Consider the following 14108-nt stretch of genomic DNA (forward strand, 5'->3'; position numbering starts at 1 on the left):
TACGCCACCATAAGTAGAATGAACCAATGAAAGATCTAGAAAGCCTCAGCGCCTCCCAAGCCATTAAAGCCCTCTCAAAAAGGGAGATAAAGGCCACTGATTTGCTGCTCTCCTGTCTCGACCGCATAGGACAACGGGAGAATCATGTAAAGGCTTGGACGAGCCTTGGCAAAGAAAATGCCTTAACGCGCGCCAAAGAGCTGGATAAGGGGGCATTTAAGGGTATTTTGCATGGCCTACCTATCGGTGTGAAAGATCTGTATGACACCTATGACTTGCCAACCTCTTACGGCTCTCCCATCTACGCCAATCACTATCCAGTAACTGACGCCGTCTCGATTGCATTAATGCGACAGGCGGGCGGCATCATTCTCGGTAAAACGGTTACTACCGAGTTGGCATCATTTAAAAGTGGTCCAACAACAAATCCACATAATTCAAGGCATACGCCCGGAGGATCCTCAAGCGGCTCTGCTGCAGCGGTTGCTGACTTCATGGTGCCTCTAGCAACTGGCAGTCAAACTGCTGGCTCTATGATTCGTCCAGCGTCTTATTGTGGGGTAGTAGGTTTTAAACCGAGTTTGGGCAAAGTCAGTATCGCGGGCGTGAAGAGCCTTTCGGTCTCTTTGGATACTTTGGGATGCTTTGGCAGGTCTGTAGAGGATGTAGGGTTAGGCGTGGCAGCCATGAGTGGCGATCATCGTCTTGCAAAGATTGAGACGCTGCATAACAAACCCCGCATTGCGATTTGCAAGACTTCAAACTGGTCTCTTGCCCAACAGGAAACTGCAACTGCGATGGCTGTAGCACGCCATGCTGCTGAACGCATTGGCAAATCGGCTGTTGTGGACTTAAAACTACCCAAATCCTGTGATGACATCACGCAAGTACAAACTCGCATCATGCTCTCCGAAATGTCTCGCAGCTTTCTATTTGAGCGAACCCAATTTCCAAAGAAATTAAGCTTGATATTGAGCAAGCAACTCACTGACGGCGCTGCAATTAGTTATGAGCAGTACGCAAAAGATTTACTGTTTGCAGGCAATGCTAAATCATCCATCAACGCACTATTCAATGATGAGATTGATCTATTGATAGCTCCCAGCGCTAGGGGTGAGGCACCTGAATTAAAAGATGGGACCGGTGATCCTGTCTTCTGTCGAGAATGGACTCTCTTGGGATTGCCTTGCATCAATATCAATGTAGCCAGTGGTCCCAATGGATTGCCCGTTGGCGTACAGCTGATAGCTGGGCCAGGCAAAGATCATTTTCTTTTAAGCGCAGCAAGAGCTTTCGTGCATGCTCTGCCTGATCCCACTTTAAGAGATCAGGCATAGAGCAAGTATCAGTCAAGCGTAATGTTTGCCGCTTTAATTGCTTTACTCCAGAAAGGAATTTCTTTCTTCACTAAAGCATCAGTTTGCGCTGGATTGAGATAACGCAACTCTACTCCAGCTGCATCGGAACGCTCTTTAACCTCTGGTAAAGCTAAGCTCTGTTTTACTGAGTTCGTCAGTTTTGCAATAACAGGGGCTGGTGTGCCTGCTGGTGCATATAAGGCAACCCAAGACTCTAGCTGAAATGAAGGAAGACCTGCTTCTGCAGTAGTTGGTACATTAGGCATACCAGGATGACGATTTTTTCCAGTAACAGCCAAACCTTTCAGCTTTCCACTTTGCACATGCTGCATCAGAGAAGGCGGTGTACTTATAAATACTTGAACCTGCCCTGCCAATACGTCCTGAATTGCGGGACCCGACCCCTTATAAGGAACATGGACCATTTCTACACCAGTGGTTTGCTTGAAGATCTCGGTGCCAATATGAGAAACCGAGCCATTACCTTGGGATGCGTAATTTAATTTACCTGGATTTGCCTTTGCGTATGCAATGAACTCCTTCAGGTTATTAACCGGAACCGATGGATGCACTGCAATCACATTAGTTGAGACAGTTAACAAAGCTACAGGTGAAAAGTCTTTAATGGGATCCCAAGCAAGCTTGTCAAATAATGCAGGGTTACCAACGTGATACCCAGAGTAAGAAATTAATAATGTGTATCCATCAGGCTTTGCATTGGCAACATATTGATACGCAATATTTCCGCTAGCGCCTGGCTTGTTATCGACCACCACCGTTTGACCAATCACCCTTGTCAATGGCTCGCTCAACAAACGCGCTGAGGTATCAACCAATCCACCTGGTGGATTAGGAACAACCAAAGTAATCGGCCTATCCGGAAATGATTGAGCAGATGCCAATCCCGCCAAGCCGAAGCTTAAAACCGCCAATACGTTACCTATAGCTCTATATTTATTCATCAGTGTCTCCAGATTTTTATTATTAAAACTTATCTTTGCCCAATTTTTACACTACCAAATACTGCTTGCGCTTCACGCGGCAAGCAGCGCCAATAACGCTCATTTGCCGTAACTGTTCCATCCAAAGCCGCAGCAGCCTCCCAAGCCCAACGTGGCTTATACAAAAATGCTCTTGCCAATGCAATTAGATCAGCGTCACCAGCCTGCAAAATATCTTCTGCTTGCTGAGGCTCTGTAATTAAACCAACTGTCATGGTTGGCAAACCGGATTGGTCCTTAACAATCTTCGCAAACGGCACCTGATAGTTTGGACCAATCGCAATTTTCTGTTTAGGAGAAATGCCGCCTGAAGAAATATGAACAAAATCACAGCCCAATGGCTTTAGTTGTTTAGCGAAATCCGCAGTTTCTTCGGGCGTCCACCCTCCTTCAATCCAATCGCTAGCGGAAATTCGGATGCCAAGAACGCCTTGATAAGCAGATCTTACAGCTGCAAATAGCTCCAGTGGAAAGCGAATTCGATTTTCAAACGAGCCGCCATATTCATCGGTACGTTGATTAGCAATCGGCGATAAAAATTGATGTAATAAATAACCATGCGCCCCATGAAGTTCAATCCCATCAATACCAATGCGATCTGCGCGCTTGGCCGATGCAACAAAATCAGCGATCAACTTCTTTAACTCATCTTTGCTTAATTCATGAGGTGGACGCTCTCCGTCTAACTGCGGAATAGCTGAAGGCGCTAGCGTTTCCCAGCCACCTTGATCTTTGGCAAGCAGTTGACCGCCATTCCAAGGAGTAGCGCTAGAGGCTTTACGACCTGCATGAGCTAGTTGGATAAATACTGGTACAGCGGGGGCCAAGGATCGCGCACGAGTTAATTTATCTTTTAGTGCCGCTTCTGTGTGGTCATCCCATAAACCTAAGCAAGCCGGAGTTATGCGAGCCTCTGGGCTAACGCCCGTTGCTTCAATAATGAAAAGTGCCGCGCCGCTATTGAGCAAGTTACCCCAATGCATTAGATGCCAGTCTGTTGCCTCGCCGTTATTAGCTGAGTATTGGCACATTGGGGCCACCACTATACGATTAGCCAGCTCCAGGGGCCCGCGTGGCGAATTGAGGGTATAACTAGAGAATAAAAGACTCATTGCATGCCTTAAAAAGCCCAAATAAGGGTCAAAAAAACGAAAATTGCCGTAAAGTTATAAAATACTTCAAATCAGAATAAACGAGATAGCAAAGTCGTGCAGGCCATATAGCCAAGCATCTTTTTTCCAATAATTCTATATAAACACACAATATAAGAGACTATGAACGAACCTCAAGCCTTTGAATCAAAAGAAGATATTGGCCACTTTGTTGGCGGTAATGTAGTTAACCCTAAGGATGGCCGTTTTGCCGATGTATATAACCCTACCAAAGGGTCTGTAGCTCGTCGAGTCGCCCTTGCTAGCCGCAAGGAAGTCGATGCAGCTGTAGCAGTTGCACAGAAGGCCTTTGAGACCTGGAGTCAAACTAGCCCCCTACGTCGTTCGCGTATCTTATTTAAGTACTTAGAGCTCTTAAACGCCAATCGCGATGAATTGGCTGCGATCATTACAGCAGAGCATGGCAAAGTATTTACCGATGCTCAAGGCGAAGTTACTCGTGGAATTGAAATTGTGGAATTTGCCACTGGCATTCCAGAATTGCTCAAAGGTGATTACACGGAACAAGTATCAACAGACATTGATAATTGGGTAATGCGTCAGCCATTGGGTGTAGTTGCTGGCATCACACCATTTAACTTCCCTGTCATGGTGCCAATGTGGATGTTCCCAATGGCTATTGCTTGCGGCAATACATTCATTCTGAAGCCTAGTCCTACCGACCCAACTGCATCTCTCTTTATGGCTAAGCTCCTCAAGGAAGCCGGTCTTCCTGATGGCGTATTCAACGTGGTCCAAGGCGACAAAGAGGCAGTTGATGCTTTGATTGAAAATCCAGATATTAAGGCGGTAAGCTTCGTAGGCTCTACCCCAATTGCGAACTACATTTATGAGCGCTGCGCTCATTTCGGCAAACGTTCACAAGCATTAGGTGGGGCTAAGAATCACATGGTCATCATGCCTGACGCCGATATTGAAAAAGCGATTGACGCATTGGTTGGCGCCGCTTACGGATCAGCTGGCGAACGCTGCATGGCGATTTCAGTAGCAGTCTTGGTTGGTGATGTTGCCGAAAAGATCATGCCAAAGCTGATCGAGCGCACTAAGACATTAAAAGTGAAGAACGGTATGGAGCTTGATGCCGAAATGGGTCCAATCGTCTCTAAGGCAGCTCTTGAGCGCATTACTAGCTATATCGAAAGTGGCGTAGCTTCTGGCGCAAAACTATTGGTAGATGGTCGCGGCCTCAAAGTTCCTGGTAATGAAAATGGCTTCTTTATTGGCGGCACATTATTTGACAATGTCACCCCTGATATGAAGATCTACCTAGAAGAGATCTTTGGGCCAGTATTGTCTTGCCTGCGCGTTGCAAACTTTACAGATGCACTCAACCTAGTGAATTCTTGCGAATTCGGCAATGGCGTTGCTTGTTTCACCAGTGATGGCAATATTGCTCGTGAGTTTGCACGTCGTGTTCAGGTAGGCATGGTTGGTATTAACGTGCCTATTCCAGTGCCAATGGCGTGGCATGGTTTTGGTGGTTGGAAAAAATCCATCTTTGGCGATATGCATGCATATGGCAAAGAAGGTGTTCGTTTCTACACCAAGCAAAAAAGCGTGATGCAACGCTGGCCTGAAAGCATTGCTAAAGGCGCGGAGTTTGTGATGCCTACTTCTAAGTAATTTTTGGATGTATATAGCAAAAAAGCGATCTCCGGATCGCTTTTTTCATTGCTGAGTTTCCATTAGGGCCTTACTGAAGGGTATTCTTCAGCGCAGGAATCATTGGCATTGATAGCACGTCAATACCCTCTTCTCTTAAGGCCTCAGCCTCGTCCAAAGTAGTCTGACCACGAATACTTCGCTCAGGCGATTCTTTATAGTGAATCTTTCTAGCCTCATCTGCAAATGAATCACCAACATCTTCTGAGCGCCCCATCAGATCTCTCATGCCTTTCAAGAAGGCTGCTTGGACTTGCGCCTCTAGCTGGGAATGATCGCTACCAGTAAGAGCAACTACGCCTCCGCTCAGGTTTTCAGATTCAACTTTAGGGATTGCTAGTTCTGTAGAAGATGACTTACCTATATGGGGTGCTGATGGCATGCGGGTAATTTCTGTGCTGTCACAGACCGGACAAGCAAGAATCCCCTTGTCTTGCTGAGCAAGACAATCCTCTTCGGAGGCAAACCACCCTTCAAAACGGTGATCAAGTGGGCAGGCTAAGTTATAGACTTTCATAAAACGTATATAGGGGCAAAAACAATAAATTCAATACCACCATTTTAGTCGGGTTTGAAAACGCCCTATTCGATCGGCGTTGGCTTGACCAAACCCCTACGATAACGGTCGAGCCAATAGGCTGAAATCGTTGTTTTAACGTCCGTAATCTCACCATCCTCAACCCACCCGATTAACTGCTCTAGGGTAGCCGCAAAGACGTCTAAGAACTCCTCATCGTCAAGATGGCTCGCACCTGCGACCAAATCTTCAGCCAAGTAAATATCAATAAGTTCAGTTGAATAAGAAATCACCGGGTGTATACGACGAATGTAACTCCACTTCCTTGCCTTGTAACCTGTCTCTTCTTCAAGCTCTCTTTTGGCGCACAGAAGATGATCTTCGCCTATCTCAAGTTTTCCTGCAGGGATCTCTATACAAGCTTTTGCTATTGGATAGCGATATTGGCGCTCAAGCAATATCCTTCCATCTTCAAGGATTGCAACAATCGCTACAGCCCCTGGATGAGTTAAGTATTCACGCACAGCTACTTCGCCATTTGGCAAAGCAATCTTGTCGCGTTTCATATTTAGGAACAGGCCACCATAAATGTCCTCTCCAGAAATGCGCTCTTCGCGTAAATGAGAATCACCTGATGGTAGATCTTTAAATGATTTTTCAGTCATTCATAAATTCCTTTTGAATACGATAGCCTCATCATACAAAACAGCCATGACATTTAAATGTCACAAATAATTAAGGCTCCCTAAGGAGCCTTACGTAATGCCGCACTATTGATTAGGAGCCCAACAAGGTGCGGCGCATGGCATCCAAGCATAGACTCATTAAACCAGCAGGAACAATGCCAATAGCCAATACGAGGATACTATTTAAACCCAAGATGCCTTTAGCAAAACCAGAGCCGCTGACAGTGATCTCATGCTCAGGCTCATCAAAGTACATTACCTTGACAACTCTGAGGTAGTAGAAAGCGCCGATCAATGATGCAATCACAGCAATAACGGCCAAGAAAGTATGTTCAGCATCTACCAATGCCTCAAGAACGCCCAACTTAGCAGCAAAGCCAACTGTTGGCGGAATACCAGCCAGGGAGAACATCATCACAAGACCAATAAAGGCAAACCATGGGTGCTTCTTATTAAGACCTTTTAAACCATCCAGGGTTTCGCAGTCATAACCCTTGCGTGACAGAACCATCAACAGGCCGAAGGTGCCTAGAGTAGTCAAAACATAAGTAATGGCGTAGAACATTGCAGCGCTAAAAGCATGATCATCAAATACAGATAACATGCCTAAAAGAACGAAGCCCATTTGCGCAATAGCTGAGTAAGCCAGCATACGCTTAACGTTAGTTTGAGCGATCGCAGTAACGTTACCGACAACTAGAGATAAGACTGCCAACAACACCAACATCGGCTGCCAGTCACCTAGCAATGGCAACAAGGTGTTTACTAACAAACGGAACAACAATGCAAAAGCAGCCAGCTTTGGAGCTGCTGCGATCATCAAAGTTACAGCCGTTGGTGCACCTTGATAAACGTCAGGTACCCACATATGAAATGGCACCACGCCTAATTTAAATGCCAAGCCAGCTACGATAAATACCAAACCGAAAGCCATCACCAAGTGATTAACTCTAGGATCAGCTACTACCTTGAAAATTTCAATGAGATCCAAAGAGCCAGTAACGCCATAAAGCATGGACATGCCATAAAGCAAGAAGCCTGACGCCAATGCACCCAAGATGAAATACTTAATACCAGCCTCAACACTCTTCTCGCTACTATGGCGCATCGCCACTAGAGCGTAAGTTGGTAACGCCATTAACTCGAGACCGAGATACAAGGTCAACAAATTTGCGCCAGAGATCAATACAAATTGACCAAGCAAGGCGAGTAAAGCCAATACGATGAAGTCCGGACGGAATAAAGCTCTATCCATCAAATACTGTTTGGAATAAATCAAGCTTACCAATACAGCAATGCAAGAACACGCTTTAAGCAAGTTTGAGAAAGGGTCTGACTGAAATAAACCATTCATTGCAACTAGAGCTGGATCACCCATGCGACCCACAAATGCAAATACCAAGTAAACCAACAAAATGATTGTGAAGAAGTAGACAAATCCTACGCCACGTGGGGTATGGAAAACATCTTGTTCCACGCCAGGAGTTGATATCACTCTCTCAGGAACGTAAACGCTTGCAACCAACAGCAAGCAGGTTGCTATCAGTAAAACAAGTTCCGGCAGGATGGCGTATAGGTCGAATGCTTGCATTTGTGCTTACTCAGAGTTTGCTAACAGCAACATGCTGCAGCAGATTAATCACAGCTGGATGAATAATGTCGGTAAATGGCTTTGGATAAACACCCATACCAATCACGCAGATCGATAGAACTGCCATCAAGAAATATTCACGGCAGTTTAAGTCTTTCAACTCTTCTACATGAGCGTTATTGATCGTGCCGAAAAATACGCGCTTGACCATCCATAAAGAATACGCAGCACCCAGGATCAAGGCTGTTGCAGCCAAGATACCAATGACGAAGTCATAATCAACGGCAGCCAAAATCACCATAAACTCGCCAACGAATCCTGATGTTGCAGGTAAACCGCAGTTAGCCATTGCCATCAATACTGCAAATGCAGTGAAAGCTGGCATGCGGTGTACTACGCCACCGTAATCGGCGATCTGACGGGTATGCATACGGTCATAAAGCACACCAATAGAAAGGAACATTGCGCCAGCAACAAAGCCGTGAGAAATCATCTGCACAATGCCACCCTCAATACCCAAAGGGCTAAAGAGGAAGAAGCCTAGGGTTACAAAACCCATATGCGCTACAGATGAATAAGCAACCAGCTTTTTCATATCCTTCTGGACTAAAGCAACCGCACCTACGTAGATCACAGCAACCAAAGATAGGAAAATTACAAATGGTCCCAAATATTGACTTGCATCTGGAGCAATAGGCAATGAGAAACGCAGGAAACCGTAAGCGCCGAGCTTCAACATAATTGCAGCCAAGACTACGGAGCCACCGGTTGGAGCTTCAACGTGCACATCTGGCAACCAAGTATGCAATGGCCACATTGGCACTTTCACAGCAAATGCCATAAAGAATGCAGCAAATAATAGGATCTGCTCAACGATGTCTAAGCGTGCATTTTGCCAAGCCAAGATATCAAAGGTATTAGTTACGTTGTACAGATACAGCATGGCAATCAATGTAAGCAAAGAGCCAAGCAAGGTATACAAGAAGAACTTGAATGCAGCGTAAATACGATTATGACCACCCCACACACCAATGATGATGTACATCGGGATCAAGGTAGCCTCAAAGAAGACGTAAAACAATAATGCGTCAAGCGCACAAAATACGCCAATCATCAATCCAGACAGGATCATGAAAGAAGCCATGTACTGAGATACTTTGGTTTCAATAACTTCCCATGCTGCAATCACCACAATGATGTTGATAAAAGCTGTGAGGACAATAAACCAAACGGAGATACCGTCGATACCTAGGTAATAGTTAATGTCGTAGCGCGGAATCCAGCTAATCTTTTCTACAAACTGCATTCCAGAATTGGCAATATCAAAATTAATCACCAATGGAAGAGTTGCAATAAAGCCGAGTACGGCACCAATTAGAGCTAACCAGCGTACGCCGGCAGATGGCTTCTCAGACCCATAAAACAAAATAATGAGTCCAAAGACAATCGGGGTCCAGATGGCGTAAGAAAGAATCATAGTGGCTACTTAAGTAACAAAGGCCTAGCGAACAAAAGGCAGATAAGCGTACAAAACCCAAGCTAACAATACCGCTAGGCCCGCAATCATTGCGAAAGCATAGTGATATAGATAACCGGATTGCAAATGGCGAATAACTCCAGCAAAGCGCCCTACTGTATGAGCACTGCCGTTAACGAAGAATCCATCGATAACCTTTTGGTCGCCACGATGCCATAGGAATCCACCGATCCAAATGAGGCCCTTAGCAAATACAGCTTGGTTGATTTCATCGAGGTAGTATTTGTTATCAAACAATTTCTTAATTGGTGCAAATGTTTCAGCAACTTTGCCGGGCAATTTAGGTGCCCATAAATAGCCGATAGCTGCAGTAAGTACACCTAACACTACTAATAGCAATACAGGCGAAGTAAATGCATGAATCGCCATAGCAACTGGACCGTGGAATTCATCTTCCAACTCTTTCATCACTGGATGGCGTACTAAATCAATAAAGATTGAATCACCAAAGAATGTTCCAAACAACAATGGTGAGATTGTGTAGAAACCAATGATCACAGATGGAATAGCCAAGAGAATCAAAGGCAAGGTCACTACAAATGGTGATTCGTGTGGTTTTTGACCTGGAGCCAATCCATGATGCGCATGGTCATCGCCCTGCTCTGCATGATCATGATGATGATCATGCGCGTGTACATCATCGTGACCCCAGCGTGCTTTGCCGTGGAATACATAGAAATACAAACGGAATGAATACAAGGCTGTTACAAATACACTCGCCATAACCGCAAAGTATGCAAATCCAGAACCAGGAATATGGCTTGCTGCTACCGCTTCAATAATGGAGTCTTTTGAATAGAAGCCTGAGAAAAATGGCGTACCTACAAGCGCTAAGTTGCCAAGCAACATCATGAGGCAAGTAATTGGCATGTATTTCCAGAGACCACCCATCTTACGCATGTCTTGTTCATGGTGCATGCCAAGAATCACACTACCTGCTGCAAGGAACAATAAGGCTTTAAAGAAAGCATGAGTCATCAAGTGGAAGATGGCTACTGGGTAAGCAGAAACACCCAAAGCAACAGTCATATACCCCAGCTGCGACAGGGTTGAATAAGCAACCACTCGCTTGATATCGTTTTGGACAATACCAAGAAAGCCCATAAAGAGTGCTGTGATGGAACCAATCACTAAGATGAAGCTCAATGCAGCATCAGACAACTCAAATAAAGGCGACATGCGCGACACCATAAAGATGCCAGCGGTAACCATGGTTGCAGCGTGAATCAATGCAGAAATTGGAGTTGGACCTTCCATTGAGTCAGGCAACCAAACATGCAATGGAAATTGAGCCGATTTACCCATTGCACCAATGAACAAGCAAATACAAGCAACAGTCATTAAATTCCAGCTGGTGCCAGGCAATGTTTGCGCAGCTAAAGCAGAGTTCTGAGCAAAAATAACGTCGTATTGCATCGAGCCTGTACTAGCCAACAAAATGCCGATACCAAGGATGAAACCAAAGTCACCAACGCGGTTAACCAAGAAAGCCTTCATATTGGCAAACACGGCAGATTGACGTTCAAAGTAGAAGCCAATCAATAAATAAGAAACTACGCCAACTGCTTCCCAACCAAAGAAAAGTTGCAATAGGTTATTACTCATTACCAGCATCAACATGGCAAAGGTAAACAAGGAAATGTAAGAGAAGAAGCGGTTATAACCCTCTTCACCATGCATATAACCAATGGTGTAGATGTGAACCATGAGCGACACAAAGGTCACTACGCACATCATCGTCGCTGTTAGGGGGTCAATTAAGAAACCGATATCCAGATTGAGCTCACCCAATTGCATCCAGCGGTAAACGGTTCCATTGAAATAGAAACCATCCATCACTTGTACTAAAACATTACAAGACAAAACAAATGCAATTGTGACGCCTAAGATGGTTACAAATTGACTTGCGCCGTGTCCGATGCGATTGCCGCCTAATTTAGTGCCAAAGAATCCGGCAATGATGGAGCCAACCAATGGCGCCAATGGAATTGCGCAGAGTACAGGAATATTTAAGGTCAATTGCATGACTAGCCTTTAAGGTGGTCAAGATCTTCGGCATTAATGGTGTCAACCTTACGGAAGAGCACAACCAAAATTGCCAAGCCGATAGCTGCTTCAGCAGCTGCCACTGTCAAAATAAAGAATACGAATACTTGACCCGCCATATCTCCCAAGTAATGAGAGAAGGCAACAAAGTTCATGTTGACCGCAAGAAGCATCAATTCGATTGCCATCAGCAATACGATCACATTCTTACGATTTAAGAAAATACCAATAACACTAGTTGCAAAGAGAATTGCACCTAATACTAAGTAGTGAGCGAGAGTAATGTTCATTTCTTCTCTCCTCTTGTATCTTGCTTTGCAGCCATGTCTGAACCCATTTTCACAATGCGCATACGATCTGCCGCAACCACATTGACTTGTTCGTGAATATTTTGTGACTTAGAGTCCTTGCGATTACGCAAGGTCAAAGCAACGGCAGCAATAATTGCTACCAGCAAGATCACTCCAGCAACTTCAAACGCGTAAACATAATCAACAAAGATCAGCATGCCCAAAGCTTGAGTATTGTTTGCCATCATTTCTTCAGGCATTGGCTGAACTGGTGCATTAGTGCCAATAAAACTACGAATGATCACTATAGATAGTTCAAGAACAATAACGGCACCCATCAAGAAGGCAACCGGTAGGAATTTTTTGAAGTCACGACGCAAGTGCTCTAAATCCAAATCGAGCATCATGACCACGAAAAGGAATAAAACCATCACCGCGCCAACATAAACCAAGATCAAGGCAAGACTTAAAAACTCGGCTTTGAGCAACATCCAAAGACCAGATGCGCAGAAGAATGCCAATACCAAAAATAAAGCTGCGTGGACTGGGTTACGAGCTGTAATCACGCGCAATGCAGAGATAACAAGTAAGCCCGCAAAGCCGTAGAAAAAAACAGCAAACAAAGTAGATGGATCGAATGTCATATTCAGTTCAGCTCAATTCGATTAACGGTAAGGTGCATCAGCTGCACGGTTAGCGGCGATATCTTTTTCATACTTATCGCCGACAGCCAAAAGCATGTCTTTAGTGAAATACAGATCGCCACGCTTATCGCCAAAATATTCAAAAATATTAGTTTCAACAATTGCATCAACTGGACACGCTTCTTCGCAGAATCCACAGAAAATGCACTTTGTTAAGTCAATGTCATAACGACTGGTGCGACGAGTTCCATCATCACGCTCAGCGGTTTCAATAGTAATTGCATAAGCTGGGCATACTGCTTCACAGAGTTTGCAACCAATGCAGCGCTCTTCACCATTTTCATAACGACGGAGTGCGTGTAAACCGCGGAAGCGATTAGACAATGGTGTCTTCTCATCCGGATACTGAACAGTAATTTTTGGCTTGAAAAGATAGCGGCCAGTAATCGACATACCAGTAAGGATGTCTTTGAGCATCAAGCTATCGAGGAATTGGGAAATTTTCTTAAACATGATTGGTCAACTTATTTCCAAATATTCCATGGGGATACAACCCATGCGCCGATAACAACCACCCAGAATACGGAGATGGGAATAAAGATCTTCCAACCCAAACGCATGATTTGGTCATAGCGATAGCGTGGCAATGTGGCACGCAACCAGATCACACAAGACAAGAGGAAGAATGTCTTGCCAAATAACCAGAAGAAACCTGGAATGTCGCGCAAGATTGGCAAATCAACAATCGGTAACCAGCCACCTAGGAACATGATGGAAGCAACAGCTGCAATCAAAATCATGTTGGCGTATTCAGCCAAGAAGAACATCGCAAAAGACATGCCTGAGTACTCAACCATGTGTCCAGCAACAATCTCAGACTCACCCTCAACCACATCAAATGGATGACGGTTAGTTTCGGCAACACCAGAAATAAAGTAAATCAAGAACATCGGTAGCAATGGGAGCCAATTCCAAGAAAGGAAATTCAGACCCATATCTGCAAATACACCCTGTTCTTGAGATGCAACGATTGCGCTTAAGTTTAGGGAGCCAGAAGTAAGCAACACGGTTACCAATGCAAAGCCCATCGCAATTTCGTATGAAATCATTTGGGCTGATGCGCGCATGGCACCAAGGAACGGATACTTTGAATTAGATGACCAGCCAGCCAAAATCACGCCATAAACACCGATCGATGAAATAGCCATGATGTAAAGCAAACCAGCATTAACATCAGCCAAAACCATCTTGGCTTGAAATGGAATGACTGCCCATGCTGCAAACGCAGGCATGATCACCATAATTGGCGCTATGAAATAAAGAACTTTACTTGCTTGTGCCGGAGCAATAATCTCCTTCATCAAAAGCTTTAATGCATCTGCAATTGGCTGCAACAAACCTAATGGACCAACACGGTTTGGACCAAGACGAATATGCATCCAACCGATGAGCTTTCGTTCCCAGAGGGTTAAGTAAGCTACACAACCAAACATTGGCAATACGATAATGACGATGCGCACCAAAGCCCAAACCAATGGCCACAAAGAACCAAAAATAGCTTCACCTTGGGTGGTAACGAGGTTCAAGAAATTATCCATCTCTGA

At 44.8% G+C, this 14108-nt stretch carries 13 protein-coding genes; 2 read left to right on the forward strand and 11 right to left on the reverse strand.

Annotation, left to right across the window (positions count from 1 at the left end; all coding sequences use genetic code 11):
* Positions 1-26: 26 nt before the first annotated feature.
* Positions 27-1337: an amidase gene (locus ICW03_RS05585; RefSeq protein WP_215349992.1), complete on the forward strand. Its 1311-nt coding sequence runs from the start codon at positions 27-29 to the stop codon at positions 1335-1337.
* 8 nt (positions 1338-1345) lie between these two features.
* On the opposite strand, the gene ICW03_RS05590 is transcribed toward ICW03_RS05585, so the two are convergent.
* Entirely contained in the window at positions 1346-2320 is a 975-nt protein-coding gene (locus tag ICW03_RS05590) for a tripartite tricarboxylate transporter substrate binding protein (RefSeq protein WP_215349994.1), read from the reverse strand.
* 29 nt (positions 2321-2349) lie between these two features.
* The gene (locus ICW03_RS05595; protein ID WP_215349996.1) at positions 2350-3471 is read right to left on the reverse strand and encodes an NADH:flavin oxidoreductase/NADH oxidase; all 1122 of its coding nucleotides are present in this window, start codon (positions 3469-3471) and stop codon (positions 2350-2352) included.
* 162 nt (positions 3472-3633) lie between these two features.
* On the opposite strand from ICW03_RS05595, the gene ICW03_RS05600 reads away from it, so the two are divergent.
* Positions 3634-5154 (forward strand): CoA-acylating methylmalonate-semialdehyde dehydrogenase, encoded by a 1521-nt coding sequence (locus ICW03_RS05600; RefSeq protein WP_215349998.1) that lies wholly within the window; start codon positions 3634-3636, stop codon positions 5152-5154.
* 70 nt (positions 5155-5224) lie between these two features.
* Here ICW03_RS05600 and ICW03_RS05605 read toward each other — a convergent pair whose 3' ends face one another.
* The 9 genes from ICW03_RS05605 to nuoH all read right to left on the reverse strand — a co-directional run bounded on the left by ICW03_RS05605 (position 5225) and on the right by nuoH (position 14102).
* Positions 5225-5710, reverse strand: a complete 486-nt coding sequence (locus ICW03_RS05605; protein ID WP_215350000.1) for a DUF1178 family protein — start codon at positions 5708-5710, stop codon at positions 5225-5227.
* A gap of 65 nt (positions 5711-5775) precedes the next feature.
* Complete coding sequence (locus ICW03_RS05610; protein ID WP_215350001.1) at positions 5776-6375, reverse strand: NUDIX domain-containing protein; 600 nt, start codon at positions 6373-6375, stop codon at positions 5776-5778.
* A 112-nt stretch (positions 6376-6487) separates the two neighbouring features.
* Positions 6488-7987: an NADH-quinone oxidoreductase subunit NuoN gene (nuoN, locus tag ICW03_RS05615; protein ID WP_215350003.1), complete on the reverse strand. Its 1500-nt coding sequence runs from the start codon at positions 7985-7987 to the stop codon at positions 6488-6490.
* 10 nt (positions 7988-7997) lie between these two features.
* Entirely contained in the window at positions 7998-9464 is a 1467-nt protein-coding gene (locus ICW03_RS05620; protein ID WP_215350005.1) for an NADH-quinone oxidoreductase subunit M, read from the reverse strand.
* 24 nt (positions 9465-9488) lie between these two features.
* Positions 9489-11549, reverse strand: coding sequence for an NADH-quinone oxidoreductase subunit L (nuoL, locus tag ICW03_RS05625; RefSeq protein ID WP_215350007.1), 2061 nt, complete (start codon positions 11547-11549; stop codon positions 9489-9491).
* Between the two features lie 2 nt (positions 11550-11551).
* Positions 11552-11860 carry an NADH-quinone oxidoreductase subunit NuoK gene (gene nuoK, locus ICW03_RS05630; RefSeq protein ID WP_215291988.1) on the reverse strand — a complete coding sequence of 103 codons (309 nt, stop codon included), beginning with the start codon at positions 11858-11860 and terminating at the stop codon, positions 11552-11554.
* The gene (locus tag ICW03_RS05635; RefSeq protein WP_068323033.1) at positions 11857-12504 is read right to left on the reverse strand and encodes an NADH-quinone oxidoreductase subunit J; all 648 of its coding nucleotides are present in this window, start codon (positions 12502-12504) and stop codon (positions 11857-11859) included. Before ICW03_RS05635 ends, nuoK begins: the two co-directional genes overlap by 4 nt.
* 21 nt (positions 12505-12525) lie before the next feature.
* Positions 12526-13017, reverse strand: coding sequence for an NADH-quinone oxidoreductase subunit NuoI (nuoI, locus tag ICW03_RS05640; protein ID WP_215350009.1), 492 nt, complete (start codon positions 13015-13017; stop codon positions 12526-12528).
* An 11-nt stretch (positions 13018-13028) separates the two neighbouring features.
* Entirely contained in the window at positions 13029-14102 is a 1074-nt protein-coding gene (nuoH, locus tag ICW03_RS05645; RefSeq protein ID WP_215350011.1) for an NADH-quinone oxidoreductase subunit NuoH, read from the reverse strand.
* Between the last annotated feature and the right edge of the window lie 6 nt (positions 14103-14108).

It is taken from the genome of Polynucleobacter sp. MWH-Aus1W21, assembly GCF_018687275.1.
Classification (GTDB): domain Bacteria; phylum Pseudomonadota; class Gammaproteobacteria; order Burkholderiales; family Burkholderiaceae; genus Polynucleobacter.